At 53.6% G+C, this 17,826-nt stretch carries 25 protein-coding genes and 2 pseudogenes; 7 read left to right on the top strand and 20 right to left on the bottom strand.

The window, feature by feature from the left end; all coding sequences use genetic code 11:
- Positions 1-509: 509 nt before the first annotated feature.
- From ACREYP_RS04835 to ACREYP_RS04745, 19 genes are all read right to left on the bottom strand, one after another.
- Positions 510-1,199, bottom strand: coding sequence for a bacteriophage antitermination protein Q (locus tag ACREYP_RS04835; RefSeq protein WP_498881147.1), 690 nt, complete (start codon positions 1,197-1,199; stop codon positions 510-512).
- On the bottom strand, positions 1,196-1,336 hold the full coding sequence (locus tag ACREYP_RS04830; protein WP_498881146.1) for a YlcG family protein: 141 nt from the start codon (positions 1,334-1,336) through the stop codon (positions 1,196-1,198). Before ACREYP_RS04830 ends, ACREYP_RS04835 begins: the two co-directional genes overlap by 4 nt.
- The gene (locus ACREYP_RS04825; protein WP_498881145.1) at positions 1,333-1,974 is read right to left on the bottom strand and encodes a recombination protein NinG; all 642 of its coding nucleotides are present in this window, start codon (positions 1,972-1,974) and stop codon (positions 1,333-1,335) included. The genes ACREYP_RS04830 and ACREYP_RS04825 overlap by 4 nt, the downstream gene beginning before the upstream one ends.
- Positions 1,975-1,976: 2 nt before the next feature.
- Positions 1,977-2,177, bottom strand: coding sequence for a hypothetical protein (locus ACREYP_RS04820; RefSeq protein WP_498881144.1), 201 nt, complete (start codon positions 2,175-2,177; stop codon positions 1,977-1,979).
- A 4-nt stretch (positions 2,178-2,181) separates the two neighbouring features.
- On the bottom strand, positions 2,182-2,784 hold the full coding sequence (locus ACREYP_RS04815) for a DUF1367 family protein (RefSeq protein ID WP_498881143.1): 603 nt from the start codon (positions 2,782-2,784) through the stop codon (positions 2,182-2,184).
- A gap of 83 nt (positions 2,785-2,867) precedes the next feature.
- Positions 2,868-3,200 (bottom strand): hypothetical protein, encoded by a 333-nt coding sequence (locus tag ACREYP_RS04810; RefSeq protein ID WP_498881142.1) that lies wholly within the window; start codon positions 3,198-3,200, stop codon positions 2,868-2,870.
- Positions 3,188-3,421: a DinI-like family protein gene (locus ACREYP_RS04805; protein WP_498881141.1), complete on the bottom strand. Its 234-nt coding sequence runs from the start codon at positions 3,419-3,421 to the stop codon at positions 3,188-3,190. Before ACREYP_RS04805 ends, ACREYP_RS04810 begins: the two co-directional genes overlap by 13 nt.
- Before the next feature lie 198 nt (positions 3,422-3,619).
- Positions 3,620-3,958: a hypothetical protein gene (locus ACREYP_RS04800; RefSeq protein ID WP_498881140.1), complete on the bottom strand. Its 339-nt coding sequence runs from the start codon at positions 3,956-3,958 to the stop codon at positions 3,620-3,622.
- On the bottom strand, positions 3,958-6,030 hold the full coding sequence (locus ACREYP_RS04795) for a DNA cytosine methyltransferase (protein WP_498881139.1): 2,073 nt from the start codon (positions 6,028-6,030) through the stop codon (positions 3,958-3,960). Before ACREYP_RS04795 ends, ACREYP_RS04800 begins: the two co-directional genes overlap by 1 nt.
- Positions 6,027-6,284 carry a hypothetical protein gene (locus ACREYP_RS04790; protein WP_311889395.1) on the bottom strand — a complete coding sequence of 86 codons (258 nt, stop codon included), beginning with the start codon at positions 6,282-6,284 and terminating at the stop codon, positions 6,027-6,029. Before ACREYP_RS04790 ends, ACREYP_RS04795 begins: the two co-directional genes overlap by 4 nt.
- Entirely contained in the window at positions 6,284-7,012 is a 729-nt protein-coding gene (locus tag ACREYP_RS04785) for an ead/Ea22-like family protein (RefSeq protein WP_498881138.1), read from the bottom strand. Before ACREYP_RS04785 ends, ACREYP_RS04790 begins: the two co-directional genes overlap by 1 nt.
- The gene (locus ACREYP_RS04780; RefSeq protein ID WP_498881137.1) at positions 7,002-7,343 is read right to left on the bottom strand and encodes a hypothetical protein; all 342 of its coding nucleotides are present in this window, start codon (positions 7,341-7,343) and stop codon (positions 7,002-7,004) included. Before ACREYP_RS04780 ends, ACREYP_RS04785 begins: the two co-directional genes overlap by 11 nt.
- Positions 7,340-7,768: a hypothetical protein gene (locus tag ACREYP_RS04775; RefSeq protein ID WP_498881136.1), complete on the bottom strand. Its 429-nt coding sequence runs from the start codon at positions 7,766-7,768 to the stop codon at positions 7,340-7,342. Before ACREYP_RS04775 ends, ACREYP_RS04780 begins: the two co-directional genes overlap by 4 nt.
- Before the next feature lie 103 nt (positions 7,769-7,871).
- Positions 7,872-8,201, bottom strand: coding sequence for a winged helix DNA-binding protein (locus ACREYP_RS04770; protein WP_498881135.1), 330 nt, complete (start codon positions 8,199-8,201; stop codon positions 7,872-7,874).
- Positions 8,202-8,203: 2 nt separating this feature from the next.
- Complete coding sequence (locus ACREYP_RS04765) at positions 8,204-8,938, bottom strand: replication protein P (RefSeq protein WP_498881134.1); 735 nt, start codon at positions 8,936-8,938, stop codon at positions 8,204-8,206.
- Positions 8,935-9,849 (bottom strand): phage replication protein O, encoded by a 915-nt coding sequence (locus ACREYP_RS04760; RefSeq protein ID WP_498881133.1) that lies wholly within the window; start codon positions 9,847-9,849, stop codon positions 8,935-8,937. The genes ACREYP_RS04765 and ACREYP_RS04760 overlap by 4 nt, the downstream gene beginning before the upstream one ends.
- A 73-nt stretch (positions 9,850-9,922) precedes the next feature.
- Positions 9,923-10,180, bottom strand: coding sequence for a hypothetical protein (locus tag ACREYP_RS04755; protein WP_498881132.1), 258 nt, complete (start codon positions 10,178-10,180; stop codon positions 9,923-9,925).
- A gap of 3 nt (positions 10,181-10,183) precedes the next feature.
- Positions 10,184-10,504: a CII family transcriptional regulator gene (locus ACREYP_RS04750; protein ID WP_311888594.1), complete on the bottom strand. Its 321-nt coding sequence runs from the start codon at positions 10,502-10,504 to the stop codon at positions 10,184-10,186.
- 29 nt (positions 10,505-10,533) lie between these two features.
- Positions 10,534-10,725: a transcriptional regulator gene (locus tag ACREYP_RS04745; RefSeq protein ID WP_498881391.1), complete on the bottom strand. Its 192-nt coding sequence runs from the start codon at positions 10,723-10,725 to the stop codon at positions 10,534-10,536.
- Positions 10,726-10,875: 150 nt separating this feature from the next.
- Here ACREYP_RS04745 and ACREYP_RS04740 point away from each other — a divergent pair, with 150 nt between their 5' ends.
- The 7 genes and pseudogenes from ACREYP_RS04740 (at position 10,876) to xis (ending at position 16,610) form a co-directional block, all read left to right on the top strand.
- On the top strand, positions 10,876-11,304 hold the full coding sequence (locus tag ACREYP_RS04740) for a helix-turn-helix domain-containing protein (protein ID WP_498881131.1): 429 nt from the start codon (positions 10,876-10,878) through the stop codon (positions 11,302-11,304).
- A gap of 189 nt (positions 11,305-11,493) precedes the next feature.
- Positions 11,494-11,700, top strand: a complete 207-nt coding sequence (locus ACREYP_RS04735; RefSeq protein ID WP_336981758.1) for a cell division inhibitor protein — start codon at positions 11,494-11,496, stop codon at positions 11,698-11,700.
- 10 nt (positions 11,701-11,710) lie between these two features.
- Complete coding sequence (locus ACREYP_RS04730; protein ID WP_311888590.1) at positions 11,711-11,878, top strand: YdaE family protein; 168 nt, start codon at positions 11,711-11,713, stop codon at positions 11,876-11,878.
- Between the two features lie 138 nt (positions 11,879-12,016).
- Positions 12,017-14,878 (top strand): annotated as a pseudogene (locus ACREYP_RS04725) (RecE family exodeoxyribonuclease); the annotation flags it as partial.
- Positions 14,847-16,005 (top strand): annotated as a pseudogene (locus tag ACREYP_RS04720) (RecT family recombinase). The pseudogenes ACREYP_RS04725 and ACREYP_RS04720, both read left to right, overlap by 32 nt.
- A 39-nt stretch (positions 16,006-16,044) precedes the next feature.
- A complete protein-coding gene (locus tag ACREYP_RS04715) occupies positions 16,045-16,287 on the top strand; it encodes a DUF4060 family protein (protein WP_498881130.1) in 243 nt (80 codons plus the stop codon).
- 38 nt (positions 16,288-16,325) lie between these two features.
- Positions 16,326-16,610, top strand: a complete 285-nt coding sequence (xis, locus tag ACREYP_RS04710) for an excisionase Xis (RefSeq protein WP_498881390.1) — start codon at positions 16,326-16,328, stop codon at positions 16,608-16,610.
- On the opposite strand, the gene ACREYP_RS04705 is transcribed toward xis, so the two are convergent.
- On the bottom strand, positions 16,588-17,817 hold the full coding sequence (locus ACREYP_RS04705) for a tyrosine-type recombinase/integrase (protein ID WP_498881129.1): 1,230 nt from the start codon (positions 17,815-17,817) through the stop codon (positions 16,588-16,590). The genes xis and ACREYP_RS04705 overlap by 23 nt on opposite strands.
- Positions 17,818-17,826: the final 9 nt, after the last annotated feature.

Here is a 17,826-nt window from a genome sequence, read left to right as displayed (position 1 = left end):
ATACCAAGTTAAATTACCCGACGTGCGGCCGCATGTCAGAACCGTGGGCATTTTAACTGGTAAAGGATGAAAAAATCTTTGGAAAACAGGAAGGGAACGTCTGTTTGATTATTTAATGAGCGAAAACAGCCAAAATCCCCATGCAGGGATGATGAAAAAGGTCATTGCATACACAACGGCTGGCTGAATTTTGTTCAAATTAAATTCCTTAGCAGGGCTTTGTACGTCCTACAAATCCAAACTACCGAAAGAAAGGATAACGCACAAGGGGTTTAGCTCTACTTTTTTTTATCAAATTGGTGTCGATATAACTCTTCGATGGCGCGGCATTATACGTGCATAAAAGAAGTTATCAACAGAATTCATCACTAAATGATGGCAAAAAATGCTCTATGGCATTGGCAGATTTTCGATTTGCCAGCAAAAGCCTCGCGCTATGGCGAGGCCTTGAAGGCATGCCGCTGATGTATTTTTGGCAGCATATCAAAGTAGGCTTAAATATGGCTCATTTAATTGATTTTTGCAATACCCTGCTGCGAAAAAGCTGATTTTTGTTGCGATCGTGTTCTTACTACGCAATGCAGAGCGTCACCATCAAGACGCTCGAAGATGACACACATTGTCCGCCAGTAGTCGGCATAGTTATGGCTCCAGTTATCAGGTTTCACACCGCACAAGCCGGCAAGATCCTGCTGCTGGTACACATAGCGCCCGGCCAACGCTTCTTTCACATCCTGGGCTGCCAGCCAGATAAGCTTCTTCAGGCGTTCCATCGTCTTGCCGGCCACCTTCTTCGCCCCGAGCTGTTCACGGAATTCTGACCATGCCCACTGAGTGATGCTGATTTGGTGCTCGAATTGCGTGTTTTCGCTGTAGTTCCAGAGCAGCCACGCTTTCTGGTGTTCATCCAGCGCCAGCACCGCCCGACGCCATGACGCGGTAGAGAATTCAACAGGCAGCACCAGCGCAATAGACGAGCCTTTGGCGCGGGATTGTTGGCCGGGGATCGGCGGATTGCTGGGGTTCACCATTCGCCCGGTCGCCGAGTCAGCAACTTTCTGGCGGCCACGACTGCGCGCAGTCGGCGTAAACATCGCGTTCTCGGCGAAGGCCACCAGTTGTCCCTTTGTCGCCCCGCTCAGATCGGCAGTGGCAACAATCAGCTGCTGGCGGACAAATTCCAGGTATTGAGTGTTCATTGTGTCGCTCCTGCTAACTGATAAATGCGAATGTGGTTCTTGAGGATCCGATAATCCACCAGCACCGATCCCGGACGGCGATATATTCGAAGGCTGTTCCAGCGTTTTCGAAGCGATGCGACGAGCTCTGGCTTCATGCTGCCTCCCGCTGTTTTAGTGCTTTTAATTTGGCGCGGTACTCGTCGCGGATCCGGATGAAATCTTCGCGGCGGTAGTTGGTCATTTCGTGGGGGCCATTCAACCAGTCGACGTACTCCTGCCCATAACGAGCAATCAGGCCCGCTTCGTATTGCTGGTTGACCGTTGCCTCTTTGGCTGTGTACTTTCCCGCTCCGCCATTACAAGACTTGCACTGCTTGTGAGCGTTACGCTCCTCAAAACGCAACTCCGGGTTCGCTCCAACCGTTTTGAAGTGCCCGCAATCCCACTGCCCGCCATGCAGATTGGGAGGGTTATGCTCTCCGCAGCTGATACATGGCAAATCCGCATCTCTCGCCCGGATGAAAGCGTTAAAGGCTTGCTGAGCCTGCGCCTTGTAGTAACCGTTCGGTCTGAGCTCTGCGAGTCTTGCCTTCCGACGTTGGCGCCCTGCTTTTTCTTCAGTGCGCTGGCGTGACAGCTCTTTATGCTGCGCTGCCTCGCGTGCTTTCCGGGTCTGTTCTTTGCCGACGGCGCTGGCGCACTCGAATGAGCACACCAACTGACCGTTGCGCGTCGGGTGGAACCACTGCCGGCATTCTTTGTTTGCGCATTTGCGGCGCGGTATCTTCGCCATGCTCACCCCCACACCCGGTTGCGCCAGCGGCTATCTGCCCGCGGCGGACTGCTGGAGGTAGGGAGGAATGCGCTGACTGTCCAGGTGGTGTAATCGGGGTTCAGGCTTCGCTCTGTTTTGACGCCGCGCGCCTGGTATTGGGCCACTAGCTGGTCGGCCTGCTGCGTGGTGCAATCGATATGATGGAACCAAGTGTGTTTCATCCCATCACCCCGCAAAGCCAAGCAGCTGCGCGGCAGCATTTTCGGCTTCGTCGCGCGAACTGAAAGAGCGAGACAGGATCCAGCGCCAGAGAACGTCGAGTGCGGTGTTGTACAGCTGATGAAATTCCACTTCATCCATGCTGGCAAAGGAGATGCTACGCGGGTGCTTTCTGAGGGTGCCGTCTGGCAGCTCGATGGCGTCAAAATGCCCGGCCTCGACGGTTACCCAGGCCCGGTACGCATCGAACGATTTGCACAGGCTTATCCCGTTGGTAACGCGGCGATTCGCTACCTGCTCCAGATACTGCTCAGCAGCATCCAGCAGCGCGCCTTCATTCCCGCCGTAAGCGGCAAGATATTTGGCATAGCCGGTTACCAACCTGCGCTCGTTGCTCGAGATAGCCCCGCCAGTCGGTTCCCAGTATTCGAAGCCAAGATTGAGGAGCGCGAAGAATCGGCGGTGAAATGCCGGATTACGCACTTTTTTGAATTCAGCAACCAGAACGTCGCCAAGTCGGATTTTTGATTGCAGGATTTCACTGGTCTCGGGCGTGGCCGGGATCAGGATTCCTGTGTGATGCTTGATGAGTTGTAACTCGTGCGCCATGGTTTTTACTCCGTGGCGCAAAGTCGTCAGGCTCTGGTTGTTCAGACCAGCGTACTGATTATGCTAGATACTCGGTGAAACGGTCAATTTTTTGAAGTCATTTCGCTGATAACTTCCATCAGGGTTGAGCGTGACCAATAATGATCGTCTTTATGGAGCTTTCTTTTCGCAACCTTCCCGTCAACAGACGACAGGATAAATCGGTCTGTAGCAGCCAAATCAAAAGATAAAACTTCGCGGCCACTGGCATCTGTGATGGTCGCCTTAAATCCTCCGGCAGGAGCTGAGTCAATTGCACCCACAACGTTTCCTCCTGAGCGACATCCAGACGCAAAAAAGAAATCATCGGTAGCAGCATGGGAATAAAGTGCATTGGATAATTTGCCGCTACCACTTAAAACAATCAATAAAACCACTCGTCAGCGCTCTCCCACGTCTCCTGCAGGATTTCTTCAATACGCTTTTTATCACTCTTTTCCCCGCCGACAATGCTTAGACCATCGGATCCAGCACGTCGGACCGTCAGCCTGCAATCGGCATAACTCCGTCTGATGCGCTTCAGAAGCTCCTGCTCAAGAGCTGGCACTGCGCCGTCGGGCAGTTTTTTTGTGCGGTCGATGGTGACTTCGATTTTCATAATCCCTCCTTGCGGATATACTGTATAAATAAACAGTATACCTATCCACAGAATTTATCAATCCTTTAAGCGCACTTTTTGCTAATACTAGTCCCTTGTTTATCTTCCAAATTTTCAGAATTCAGAAGGAGAGCCCGCATGCAGCGGGCTCTCAGGTGGGAGCGTAAATCTTCTAAAAATTTAACTTGCAGTGACGTGTCACAACGCTAATTTTGTCTCATGCCAACCTTTCGTAACCCAGCAGGCAGAATCACCAGCACAGGGGCAACACTCCACCGGCAAGCCGGCACCGCACTTCCCGCACAGGTTGGCGCTGATGGATTTAATATGGCCACGAACGCGCGCATCATCCTGCCGAATCAGCATCGCAACGTATTCCGCCATTTCGTAGGGCGTACGACCAGGGCGCCGGACTGCGCAGTTCCGAGTAATCATTTCCATTTCTTGCTCATCTAGCATCAACTCAAGCTTTCGTACGCCACCAGCTGCCTGGCGTGCGCGTTGCGCTGCTTTTCGTTCAGCTGCGGTTTTAGCCATTATGCGGCCTCCTGGTGCTGGCATAGTTCCGGAAGATTAGCGCGAACCAGCGCCTCAGCAAACGGCGGTGGTACGGCGTTACCACAGCGCGCGACCTGCTTATCCTTCGCATACTTCACGCCGCGGTAGTCGCGGTCGATGATGTACCACTCCGGGAAGCCCTGAGCCCGGTAGAGTTCGTGCGGTTGCAGCATGCGCATTCCGATATCGACAATGCGATAAATAACGCCGTCGATGGTTACCAGGCCGTTATGCTCCGGCCCGCAGTATTGCTGCAGGAACGCAAGCGCCTGTTGAGCCCGTTCTTCGTCGTATGCTCCAGCAGCCAGCAACGTTTCAACTTCGCCAACGTGCATGCCGCCGGCAGTAATTGTTGGCATTGGCTGGTCTGTATGCTGCCCATCCCGGCAAGTGCCTCTTAGCTTAACCAGGTGAGACGCCACGACACCGTGATGATTTCCAGTTGTCACTGTATGCACTGGTGAATCAGCAGCGCCGCCCGGATGTCCGGTGTTATTCACCATCAGGTTTGCTGTGACCAGAGCATGATGATCCGTAGTCGTCACCGTGTGTGTGGGTTCATCCAGCGCCACACCAGCGCCGGTATAATTCCCGCCAAAGTGCTTAATCAGGTTCGCGGCCACAACAGCATGCTTTCCGCCGCCGGCCACTACGGTACCCAGAGGTTTATCCAGGCCCGGCACCCGGGGTGATTGCCCTGGGCGTTCGCCATACCCGACCTGAATCAACGTTGGTGCTACGAGCTGCGATTTACCGCCGCCCCCGGCTGTCACCGTTGCGCTGGGTTCGTCAGCACGATGCCCGATGCTTGCGCCAAACTGACGGGCAATTACCGGCGCAACGACACAGGCGCGGGATTCTTTCAGAATTGTGTGCGCGGGCTGATTCAGGCAGCGAGGTTTAGCCTGGTATTCGCTGCCACCGTTCCCGGCATGAAATGGTACCAGGGCAGTTTCAACCATGCCCAGCGCGTGGCCGTTGCCGCCAGGCCGTGTGGATGTACCAGCCGTGATTGTTGGCACTGGTTCGTTAAGCTCCTGCCCGGTTGCGCCAGTGCGAAATTTTGTCAGATGCGGTACAGCCACAGCGTAGCCAGGGGATTTCGTAATCGTTTGTAGTGGCTCAGTCAGCGGCTGCCCCCGGAAACAGTCATAACTGGTTTTTGTGCTGGTGTGGTTGCACTTCACGATAAACGGCGTTGCGCTGTCGATAACAAATCGCTGAATGCCGCGGGCAATACGCTTGAGCGTGTTTTCTGCCAACGGTTTTTTGCGGTCGAAGATAGACGGGCACTCGAGCGTCCAGTCGATACACTCAGCAGCTGTGCGCCACGGCGCGAGCGCGCCGGAAATGACTTCGGGTGTTTTTGGGTCAGCATGCGTTTTTTCAGGCCAGACAATCGGCTGCCCGTCACAGCGCATTACCATGAAAAATCTTTTGCGGATCGTCGGTGCGCCGTAGTCGCAGGCACGTAGCTCACGATAATCGACGTTATAACCCAGCCCGTTTACCAGTCGTACGGCGTCAGCACTATCCGGCGATATGTCGAGAAACTCGCAACATTCTGCTAATGCTGGATGATCCATAGCTATCCCACCCGACAGGATGGCGCAGAAAGCTTCGAATGTTTCACCGCTTCGTTCAGGGTCGGGTCTAAGTTCAGCCGCCAGCAGCGGTCCCCACGTTTTAAACTCCTCAACGTTTTCCAGCATCATCACGCGGGGTTTAACAGACAACGCCCAGCGAACGACGATCCAGGCGAGGCCGCGAATAGCTTTTTCGACCGGCTTTGCTCCCTTCGCTTTCGAAAAATGACGGCAGTCCGGGGAAAACCACGCCAGGCCTACCGGGCGGCCTGCGGTCGCTGTACGTGGTTCGATATCAAAAACACTTTCGCAATAGTGCAGCGTGTCCGGGTGATTCGTCGTGTGCATTGCCACGGCGTTCTCGTCGTGATTAATCGCAATATCCACGCTGCGGCCAGTAGCCATTTCAATGCCAGTGCTTGCCCCGCCGCCACCAGCAAAGTTATCAACAATAATTTCTCTCACGCGTAATTCTCCATCGCGTCGGCCAGCGAACGGGCCGCAGTGATAATCGCCGGTACCGGCATTTTTTCCAGCCACATTCTGTTGATGTGATGCTTCAAGCGGCGCTGGTGATGCGCCGGCAGATCCCCGGCGCTTTCAACCTGTCCAAATACCATACCCACTTCTGCAGGCCATACGGTTTCTGGAACATCCACCAGCAGCAGGCTTTCAAGCTCTATGATTCGCTTTGCGGCGTACTGCAGTAACGGATCCATCACACCTCCGGCTTTGGTGCTGCGGCGATAGCTTCATCCCAAAACTTCTGGAAAAGACCATAAGCGCCAGCCCAATTAGCAGCGATGTAGCTACCAATCTCGGTATTCTGCTGAAGCTTGGTAATCATCCGCGGAGTAAGCTCAACCGGCACCACCACCCAGCCATCAGCCGAAGTAAGCTGAAGGACAAGCCTCTTGACCTCTTCAATCCTGTCATCATCTGCCGGGTCTATGGTTTCAATTCTGTCCAGCATTACCGTTATAGCGTTGGTGATTGCCGATTCAGACCAGCCATCAGGCACAGCAGGCAGCTGCGGCGCTAACGGGCTGGCCTCTCCCGCCAACGGTGGTAAGTCTGGTGTGGTAACACCAAAAAGTGCAGCCAGTGCTCGATAGTTCTGCTCGCTGTGATACCGACCCTTGCAGCGAACTAGATTTTCCGCAGCGACACGGATTGCCTCTGACTTCTCCAGCGCCGCTATCAGTGCCTTTATGTTTTTCGGGTTGCTCAGGGCGATATGCTTGGCGTTGGCTATCCTTTTTTTCTTGCTTACACGGGAGGAGTCGAACCCAGGCCAGTCAACGATATCCCCACATCCTTTATCACTTGGGGTATGGATAGCGCACGTACCTGTTTTCTCATCGGCGAAAGCAATCCACTCGCCCGGCGTAGCTTTCTCCGCTGCTGCTTTCATCTCGGCAATCAGCGCTTCGGTGTTATTGCTCATCGCTGGCCTCCCGGCGTTCTTCGCCTAGCGCGTAACGTACTTCGATAGGGTCCTCACCGGACTCTTCGTCGAAGTCTCCGTTAACACTGCTAACCATCGCTACACAGCACGCGTTACACCCGCGGTAAGTCATAATTTCGCCATCGAACTTATGGACGGCATACCGATGAATTTCACCGGCAGCTATAGGCCCACAGCAGATAAAGCAGGTGTATTCCTTCCGGCCTTTTACAATCTTGTTTGATAGCTCGATGTCGTTACAGTCGCCCATGTCGCCGGCGAACAGGTCAAAATCTAATGCGTCCTGAAGCGCTTCGGTGTTATTGCTCATTTGCCTTGCTCCTTGCGCAGTTTGTCTGCGAACTCACGTACGCTGGTCTCGCTAACGTTGATATTCATGCAAGCCAAATGATCAGCCAGCATATCCACACCCTCGGCCCGCGCCTCGTTGCGTATCTCTGCCAGCGCGGCGTCGGTGGCTTTAAATCCAAACTCTTCTGCGCATGGGATGACTTCGCCGTATACGCGTTCCATTGCGCAATCCCATCCATGCCTCATGGCTTCGTAACGGTCAGTGATTCCACGGTCTTCCAGGCCGCAACCCATCCCGGCCTCGTGGTATTCAGGTTCGTTTTCCAGGTTGGTTACTGAGTCGAAGATTTCTTTCAACTCCGCATTCTCCGTAGCCAGCCCCTGCACCTGCGCTGTGAGGTTCGTCACCGTGGTCTCTAACTCTTCGTAAGTTGGTTTGCTCATAGCGCCTCCGAAATCTGGATAGCCAGCAGTGAAATAACCAGGACTCCCGCCAGAAACAGCAGGATGAGGAATGCTTTTGCGCCGGTGGTGTATTTAGGTTTGCTCATTTGCCTGCGCTCCCGAAAATTTTGTGGATCCCATAGCCCTGCCAGTTCCTCCGGCATTCGTCAGCGATCTTTTGTGCCTGGCCAATCTGCCGCGGCGGTTTCGCCGGTTTAATTTTGTCCTGACAGCGATGCTTAAGTTTGTATTCAGGCCGGTGGGGCTGACCGATGTTCTTCACGATGCCTGATGTTCTAAGGCGTTTCAGTCGGTCGCTGGCCTCGCGGATATCACATCCCAGTAGCGTGCGGATCTGGCGTGGTGTCGTCGGCCCGTTTTTCTTGATGAACTCGATGATTTGCATCTGAGTCGGTTTCAGTCCGTAATTCACAATTACTCCCTCCCCTTTTTGAAACCAAAGCGAGCGCGAATTTCTTCCAGCTTCGAGATGTTTTGCTCACGGGATAACAGCTTTCCTCCCAGCAATGGGAGTCGAACAACAGGCTCAGGAATATCCTCACCACCACGAATGCGCGTGGCCATCTGTGCCAGCTCTTCTCCGGCCTTACGGTTCAACTCCATGTCACTTAGACCCTGAGATCGCATTTTTTGGGTCAGCACGGTGACCATCCAGTAACAGGCCTTAGATTTGGTTGTGTGCTTTCTATCGGCAGTTTTACCTGGCCATGGGTAGGATTCGGCATCAGGATAAGCACCACAGTTTCGGCAGTACTGATAAACCAGGGCTACCAATTCGTTTTGGTTAGGTAAGCCAACAGCAGCACTTTCCTCAGCACGACACCAGGCAACAAACTGGCCCGGTGATGGGAGGAACGGTTTTTCCTGGCGGCGCACCATACGCATGCCGGCGTTCACCTGTTCCATGGTGGTAATTCCGTTTTCCTTGAAAGCCAGAACCCACTGACGACGAACTTCGTTCATGTCCTCCTGCGTGCGATTAATCAGGGTTGCAGGGAATGCAGCAATGAGTTGGTTGAACAGGCCGTTAATAATCTGCGCCACCTGCTGCGTCTGCTCGCGTTCGCCATATTGCTCCGGGAGGTCGTGCGCTAAACGGCGTGCTTGCTCATGGTCATAGCGAAGAATTTGCTCGGAGAGATTTCTCATTCCAGCACCCCATAAATCCAGTCAGTGTTGTTCAGATCGATACTGCCTCGAACTGCCTGTGTGCCGACGGTACGTAGACGTTTTGTGGAAAGCTGATCCCACTGCTTGCGAAGGCTACCTGGGCTCAGGATATTGTCCTTCCAGAATGAGTCTTTGTTGGCCCACTGAAACAGTTCGCAGATTTCGAAATGAGTGCGGTTGTCCTGCACGCGCATCAGTCTGATGGTGTTTGCCCATTCAACCCAGGCAGGCTCAGACAGAGATGCGTTGACCGTCAGCAGCTTCGAAAAAATCCACTGTGCAGCTTTGAGGTCGTCTGCAGATCCCCAGGATTTCCCGGCGGGAGTGTATATCCCATTCACGGCTTCAGGATGGCGAGAGAGGAACCTCTGAATTTTCTCGTTTCGGGATTCTTCAGAATTCCGGGACGAAGATCTTTTTATATTGTTCTTGTTCTTGTATTGGGTGTCTCCCGTTTCCGGGAAAGGTTTTCCCGTTTTCGGTAACGCTTTTCCCGATTCCGGTAAGAGTTTTCCCGTTTTCGGTTTGGCTAGAATCCACTCAGAAAGCTCGGTATTTATACCGACTGTTTTCATCACTCCCTGCTTTTTGGCGAAGATTATTTTTCGCTCCGCCAAATGTTTTATAGCGTCGGAAACATGCGATTCACCCAAATCTGTCAGCTCGGCAATAACGGTGTTTGTTACGCGGTCCTGTTTCTTGTTCCACCCATAGGTCAACCAAATAATCGCTTCGAGACACTGCCATTCCCGGCCTGACATACGCAGGCGCGGTTTGAGTTTCTGTATCTCGTTCGCAGTCTTGGTGTACCCGTTAGCCAGGTCGGCCATTTGACCTCCCGAACGTTCGGTCTTTATCGGAAAATTGATAACTTCAGCGGTGTTTGACATACTTACTCCGCAATCACTCTCAGTTTTTGCATCCGAAGACTGACTGTGTTGACGCACACCAGTCTTCACCCATTCAGAACAGCCCCTGCTGCGGCTGATTACGCTTAACGCGCTTCTTCTCAAGCTTGTCAGATGGCAGCAGCTGCTTCTCTGCCCAAAGCTTTGCGTGTCGTAACACATCATCGAAAATCCTCCCCTTACGGCTTGCCTGACTCATGCGCTTGTACATGTCGACTGCCTGGAATGCCCCCCCCTGCGCCACGGCGACAGTGAATCCCTGTTTGATAAGCTCTTCGCGTACGTGCTTCTCTATGAATTCCAAATGGTTCATGGCTTAATCCCACCCCAGCGGCCCCGGCCTGGCTCGTTCCGCTTTCAGCCCGATGTCGGCCAGAGTCTCTACCGATGCCAGATACTCCCGCGACACCAGCACCGCTTCCGGCGGCGCCGCCTGTATGCCCAGGAATGCCAGTTCCTTCGCCATGCTGGAAAAATGCCCCTCTGCTTTGCGACGGCTGGCGGTCGATTCGCTGATGCCCATATGCTCCGCGTAAAACTTCTGCCCCATCAAAGCAAGCCGGTTGAGCAGAACGCTCTCTATCTCAACCGGGTTGATTACTGGCGGGTCTAACTTGCGTGCAATTGCGTTCTCCATGGTTGAATATCCCCTTAGTGGATTGGTGCTTAGGCCTGCTGGCTGGGTAACCCGTCGGTAGGGTTTGGGTAAATATCGTTGCGCACTTGGTGAGGAGTAACCCTCCAACTTAGCGCCTCGCAAATCGGAATAACCCGATGAGCCGGGGCTTCGCTATTCAACCAGAGACTTACCGATTGAGGTGTAGTGCCCAGGCGTTTAGCCAATTCTGTTTGGCTCATAATTGAGCAAATTAGAGACTTTAAATCAGCGTTCATAGCTTCCCCTTGTGAGATACAAGAAAACATTACATCACAAACAAAGGTGAAACAAGTTTTTCTTGTGTGAATCTTGCAATGTCTTATACAAGTGGGACTTGTAAAATGATGAGTATGAAAACAGAACAGCATGAAAATTTCGTACGTAGACTTCAGCTCATTCAGGATCAAACTGGCTGGAATCTATCTGAGATAGCCAGGAGGGTAACGGTATCTCCCCAGGCGGTTCAGCAATGGGCAAAAGGCGAAACAACCCCTAGAGGCGAAAGGCTTAAGAGGCTTTCAGCTGTTACAGGGAAGCCTGAACATTGGTTTTTCATGCCTCCAGATGAAAACGAGCCAGACGTTCCTTCTGTAGAGAATCATGCTTCAGTAGCCAGAGAGGATGCGCTTGATGATAAAGAAAAAGCCCTGCTGGCACTTTTCAACCAGATGCCAGAAGCTGAAAAGAATCGCCTTATTGTTCACGCCAAAGCCACACTAAAAGAACTCGACCTCCTGAAAGATGATGTTCTGAGCATAATCAAGAACATTTCAGAATAATTTCAAAGCGTTAAACCAAAACCGCCTTCGCTGGCGGTTTTTTTACACCCGAAAAAACAACATTTTCTTGTATTTCCTTCTTGTAATTCACAAAATTTACTTGTAATGTTTGTTCATCGACAACAAGCGCATCGTTGTCAGGTGAAATGTTCCGCTGGCCGGCGACAAGGCAAATGAAAGGGGATCACCATGATTCATCAGCATTACGGCACTCAGACAGTAAACCGCGGCGCAGTCTTGCCCGGCATGCTCGTCAAACACAAAGACGCAACCTGGACAGCATCAGCTAATGCACGTGGTCGTTTGTATCTGCATCGAGGTGTTGAACGAACTTACACAACGGAGCTTCTGGTTGAAGTGTTTCTAAATGGTTTAGGGAATGGCCTGAGCCATTAACGGGGGAGTTATGCAGGAGAAAAAATGCGCTTACCACCTTTGTGGAAAGCCGATTGAAGCGGAAAAAGAAGTAAAAAATCAGCTGACGTTAATTCGCGGCTCTCAGCTTACTCACGAAGAACGCGACTACTGCTCTGTGCGTTGCGCTTCCTACGACCAGATGGCCCACGAAGCATAACGTAAAACCCGCGCAAGGCGGGCTCAACGTCCGGTGACACCGACTAAAGTTCCACCGGAAACCACACAAAACCAAAGAACACCCAATGGGCGCTGTCAATGGCTCGGGGATTTTATCACCCAAAAAAGAGGATCTCACATGGAATTCTTCTATGTGGTCAAAGCCACTCAGAAATCCGGTAAGCAAGATGCAGTGATTTGGTTCACTGCGAAAACTGAAGCCCGCGCCAACCTGCAGCTTGACGTTGAACTGGAAGACGCAGGGATCGAAACCGGCCGCGGTAAAGATTATCAGAAGGCAATCCGCACTGACTTCCCGGTGTTTAACGACCTGCCGGAAGAAAGCACCATTGATTTAACCTGGTGCGAGCGTTACGAACTGGCCGACGATCAGCGTACCTGGCAACTGAAACCCGGATCAGCGCCTCAGGACACTTTCCACAAGGAAGACGTTGCAAACGACAATTTAACCGCGGAACTGATGGCCGAAGAGAACGGCGTCAGCAAAGTTGAATACTCCAATGACGAGAATGCAGAGTTCCAGTTGGTCACCATGCCTTTCCGTATTCAGTTGCTGGCACAGTTGTGCTCCGAAAAAGGCCACGTTTACCACATCAGCATCCCACGCCGTAAAGAGCTTTCAGCGTTAGAAATGGACACGGATAACACCTACGTTCAAAACCTGCTGCTGGCGGTAAATAACGCTCCCGAGGTTAAAAAATTCGACATGCATGGCCTCTGGAAGTTGACCGACGCAGTGCAAAAGGTATTACCACAGACACAGCGCCATGAATTGAACCTCTTTATTCAGTTCGTTAACGCGTGGGTTAGTACCGAATACATCGATCGCGGCCTGCTGGTGAAAGAGTGGCTAAAGGGAAACCGTGTGGCGCAGATCCAGCGCACCGATACCGGAACCAATGCAGGCGGAGGCAATGCAACAGATCGGAATCCTGACCTGATACATACTCTCGACAGCCTCGACATTGAAATTGCCCTGGCCACCCTTCCAGAGGACTTCAATATTTACGATATTCCTGGCGCGCCTTACCGGACGGCCAAAGACATTGTTCGAACCAAAGAATCACCGTTTGCCGAGTGGTCAGCGGCGCTGCGCGCGACACCTGGCATCCTCGACTATTCACGCGCGGCCATCTTTGCACTGATTCGCACTACATCTTCTGGTCTGGTTGCATTCCCCGATCGCCTGCAATCCCATATAAGCGCGAACCTGACCGAAAGCGATCACGCGAAACCATCAGCTGAAACATTGGCAAGCGCGAGACATAAACCAGAAACCAGCTGGGATGCAGAAATCGAGGCCAAGGTGGACGCAGAAGAGGCACAAAACCAGCAGCCCGAATTCACCAATCAGGGCGGTGGCATCTTCTCAGTAGAAGGCCTGATGGCGTCTTCAAAACTTCACGGCAAAAGCAACAAGGAAACCGGCAATGTGCAGATGGAAGAGACTGAGCGCGCCGAAGGCGAAACTAACGATGCGATATCAGCAGGCGAAGGTGCTCTGGAAGATGATCAGCAGACAGATTCCGTAACTGCTGATTTCTGTGTCAGCTGCGGTGCAATCGGCGGCGGGCATTGCCCTGACTGTGGCGCCGCGGTGGGCGATTCAACTTATGCAGCGATGGAAGGCGAACTGAAAGACGCGCTGAGCGAGCCTGGAGCAGTTGCGCCAGCACAGGAAGAACCAGCCGCGGAGTTCCCAGCTTACTTCGAGCCGGGCCGATACGAAGGCCTACCGAATGAGGTTTATCACGCGGCGAACGGCATCAGTAGCACGCAGGTAAAAGACGCCCGCGTCAGCCTGATGTATTTCGAAGCGCGTCATGTCACGAAGACCATCACGAAAGAACGCTCACCAGTCCTTGATATGGGGAATCTGGTGCATGCGCTGGCGCTTCAGCCTGAACAAATGGACGCTGAATTCAGCGTTGAACCGGAGGTGCCGGAAGGTGCATTCACCACCACGGCGACAATTCGCGCGTTTATCGACGAACACAACGCCGGTCTGCCAGCGCTGCTGTCTGCCGACGACATCAAAATGCTGCTGGAAGAATACAACGCCACCCTGCCCGCTCAGGTTCCGCTCGGCGCATCACTGGAGGAAACTGGCCAGAGCTATATGATACTGCCGGAAGAGTTCCAGCGTATCGAAGCAGACCAGAAGCAAACGGCCTCTGCCATGAAGGCCTGCATCAAAGAATACAACGCCACCCTGCCGCAGCAGGTCAAAACCAGCGGAAGCCGTGATGCGCTGCTCGAGCAACTGGCAATTATCAACCCGGACCTAGTTGCCCAGGAAACACAGAAACCGGCACCGCTGAAAGTATCCGGTACGAAGACCGATCTGATTCAGGCCGTGAAGTCTGTAAACCCAGATGCTGTATTTGCCGACGAACTGGTGGATGCATGGCGCGATAACCCGGAAGGAAAAGTACTGGTTACCCGCCCACAGTTGAGCACAGCTCTGGCCATTCAAAAGGCGCTGTTAAACCACCCGACAGCCGGGAAGCTGCTGACGCATCCGAGCCGTGCCGTTGAGGTCAGCTACTTCGGGTTCGACGAAGAAACCGGGCTGGAAGTTCGAGTGCGCCCCGATCTGGAAATCGACCTCGACAGTGTTCGCATCGGTGCTGACCTCAAAACCATCAGCATGTGGAACGTTAAACAGGAAGGCCTGCGCGCCAGGCTGCACCGGGAAATCATCGACCGTGATTATCACCTGAGCGCAGCTATGTACAGCGAGACCGCAGCGCTCGACCAGTTCTTCTGGATTTTCGTCAACAAGGACGAGAACTATCACTGGATAGCCATCATTGAGGCGTCCGCCGAACTGCTGGAGCTGGGCATGCTGGAGTACCGCAAAGCCATGCGTGCCATCGCGAACGGCTTCGATACCGGCGTTTGGCCAGCACCAATCACCGAAGATTACGCCGAAGAACTCAACGATTTTGACCTGCGCCGCCTCGAAGCGCTGCGCCTGGCATAAGGGGAATGACGATGGAAAATACGAATATCGTAACGACAGAACAGCAGGCGCCGAACACGATCTCCGCCAGCAACTCAATTTTCAACGTGCAGGCGCTGGGTCAACTGCAGGCCTTTGCCGGCTTAATGGCCCAATCAGCTGTAACTGTACCTGCGCACCTGGCGGGCAAACCAGCCGACTGTATGGCAATCGTCATGCAGGCTATGCAATGGGGCATGAACCCCTACGCAGTGGCACAGAAAACGCATCTGGTTAACGGCGTGCTGGGCTATGAAGCCCAACTGGTAAACGCAGTGATTGCCAGCTCAAACGCCATCAAAGGCCGATTCCATTATCGCTACGGCGGAGAGTGGGAGCGCTGCACCCGCACGCAGGAAGTAACGCGGGAGAAGCACGGAAAGAACGGGAAATACAACGTCACCGAGCGTGTGCGTGGATGGAACGATGAGGACGAAATTGGCCTCTATGTCGAGGTTGGCGCTGTCCTTCGCGGTGAGAATGAAATCACTTGGGGTGAGCCGATCTACCTGTCAGGTGTTGTCACTCGCAACTCGCCGCTTTGGGTATCGAACCCGAAACAACAGATCGCATACCTGGCCGTGAAGTACTGGGCCCGCCTCTACTGCCCGGAGGTCATTCTCGGTGTCTACAGCCCTGATGAAGTTGATCAGCGTGAAGAGCGCGAAATAAACCCGGCCTCCCAGCGCATGAGCCTGACCGAAATTGCCGAGGGTAAAGCCGATGCGGCCACAGGCGCACTGGAGCCAGTAGTGAACATCGACTCCATCGCCGATGGGTTCCGTACACGAATTGAAACTGCAGAGACCCTGGAATCAGCCTCCGCTGTCGGTAACGACATCAACGAAGCAAAAGCCACGCTCGGCACTGCGCTGTTCACCGAGTTGAAGAATAAGGCGACGCGCCGCTATCACCAGGTAAACGCCAAAAACAAAGTCGACGCGGTGATCAACTCGCTGCCGCAGCCGGGCGAACCTGATGCTGCTGAGCGATTCGCCGAAGCTGAGCGAACGCTGGCAGCCGCGAAACGCCACCTCGGCGACGAGCTGCACGACAAGTACAGCATCACCCTCACGGATATGAAACCGGAATACGTGGACTAACAGCGACGGGAGGGGAAACCCTCCCGGAAAGGAGGTCTTATGCGATTGATAAACCGTGGCAGTAAGCAATCCCCACTGGCCCGCCGGGCGTGTGAGGCAGCGCTGGCTGAGCACCACGCAAAATATGGTGATCACGGTAGGCAGAAACACCGGACCAATTATACCGTCGTGGTTGACGGGATAAAGGTCACTGTCGAGGTGGTAAACCGGGCCACCAGCTATGTGGCGACCGCCATGATCGGCGTACGTAAGCTTCGCAACCTGCCGGCGCAGGCGCACTGAAATTAACGATGGCCCCGCCGGGGCCGCTGGAGACGATGATGAGCAGAAAAACCGATAACTTCGAACTGATGAGCACCCGCGATATCTGCTGCCAGTTGAGCATTTCACCCAGGACGCTGGAGCGTTACCGCAAACGCCCGGGCGACAGCAACCCGTTCCCGGAGCCGGACTGCTCATACATGGGCGGATCCAACAAGTGGCTCAAAACCAAAGTTCAAGAGTGGCAAGTCCGCGAAATGTCACGGCCGGTACGCCGCCCAATGTCTCACCTGAACCTTCCGCGCGATAGCAAGGGACGCCTTATCCGGTCTGACGTGGCGTGAACTCCAGAATATCGGGCTCGATGATGCTCATCAGTCGGGCCCACCACTTCCCGTATGCCTCCCTCATCTCCTCGATATAGGTGTGCTTGTCATACACCGACCATACACCCGGCAGTTTGTGGCCGAGCATCATCTCGGCGATGTGTGGCTCTGTCAGCTCTGAGAAATTCGTTCGTGCGGTTCTGCGAAGATCATGAATCGTAAAGTGCGGCACCTGCTCGTTATAGGCCTTCAGCATGAACTTCACCAGGTTGCTGCTGATGCTCATGTGGAAGCCTTCGCTCATTGGCCTGTCTTCGTATTTTGAGAAAACAAAGCGGCCCGGCGCCAGCTCAATCGCCCGTCGGATCATCGGGAGCATTTCGGGGATGATAGGACGGATGATCGGCTTTTTGCTCTTCCTGCCCGTTTTGTGGTTTTCCCACGGAACAGTCCAGACGCCTTCCTCAAAGTCGAAATGCGCGCTCTCAGCCTGCCGGAGTTCGCCGACCCTGCACGCCCACAGCAGCGATAATTTATAGAGGATCTTGTTTCGCTCGATAAGGCGGGAATCTTCAATCGCGCGCCAGACAATCGCCAGCTCTTTCCGGTCCAGCGTTCGCTCGCCCATCTGCTTCTGTATGCCGAAGTCACGGCCCGACATCTCAGACAGTGGGTTGACCTCCAGCAGCTGACGTTTCACCGCCCAGGAATAACACTGCCGGCCATTGCTGATTACACGACGGGTGATCTCGGTGTACCCCTGCGCCAGACGATCCAGAACAGTTAGCCAGTTGTGAAGCGTCAGCTGATGCGCCGGGTATTTCCCGAGCTTGGGGAAGACGTGCAATTCGAAGGTTCGCAGGATCTGCCCGGCCGTTTCTTTTTGAATGCAGACCATGGCGTGCCATTCGCGGAAAAGTTCTTCGAAGGTGTGCTGGCTGTTAATTTTGGCTTTGTCGAGGCTTTGTCTAATGCGCGGGTTTTCACCACGGGCGAGAATCGCGGCCCACTTCACCACTTCATCACGTGCAGCCTTCAGCCCGAACTCTGGGTAGCTGCCGATCGTCATCTTGTCCTGTTTGCCCAGGAAACGAAATCGGTAGAAAAAGGTGACGGCGCCCTTTTTGGAAATGCGCACCCACAAACCGTCCCGGTCCGCCTTCTCTTCAACTTTGTCACGTTCGCGCCCAAGGCACGACTTTAGATAACTATCTGAAATAGCCATGATTTTTCC

Source organism: Enterobacter sp. TMH.L2 (assembly GCF_050847315.1).
Classification (GTDB): Bacteria; Pseudomonadota; Gammaproteobacteria; order Enterobacterales; family Enterobacteriaceae; genus Cedecea.
The sequence above is the reverse complement of the archived record's forward strand: the minus strand, read 5'-3'. Positions and strand labels throughout refer to the sequence as shown.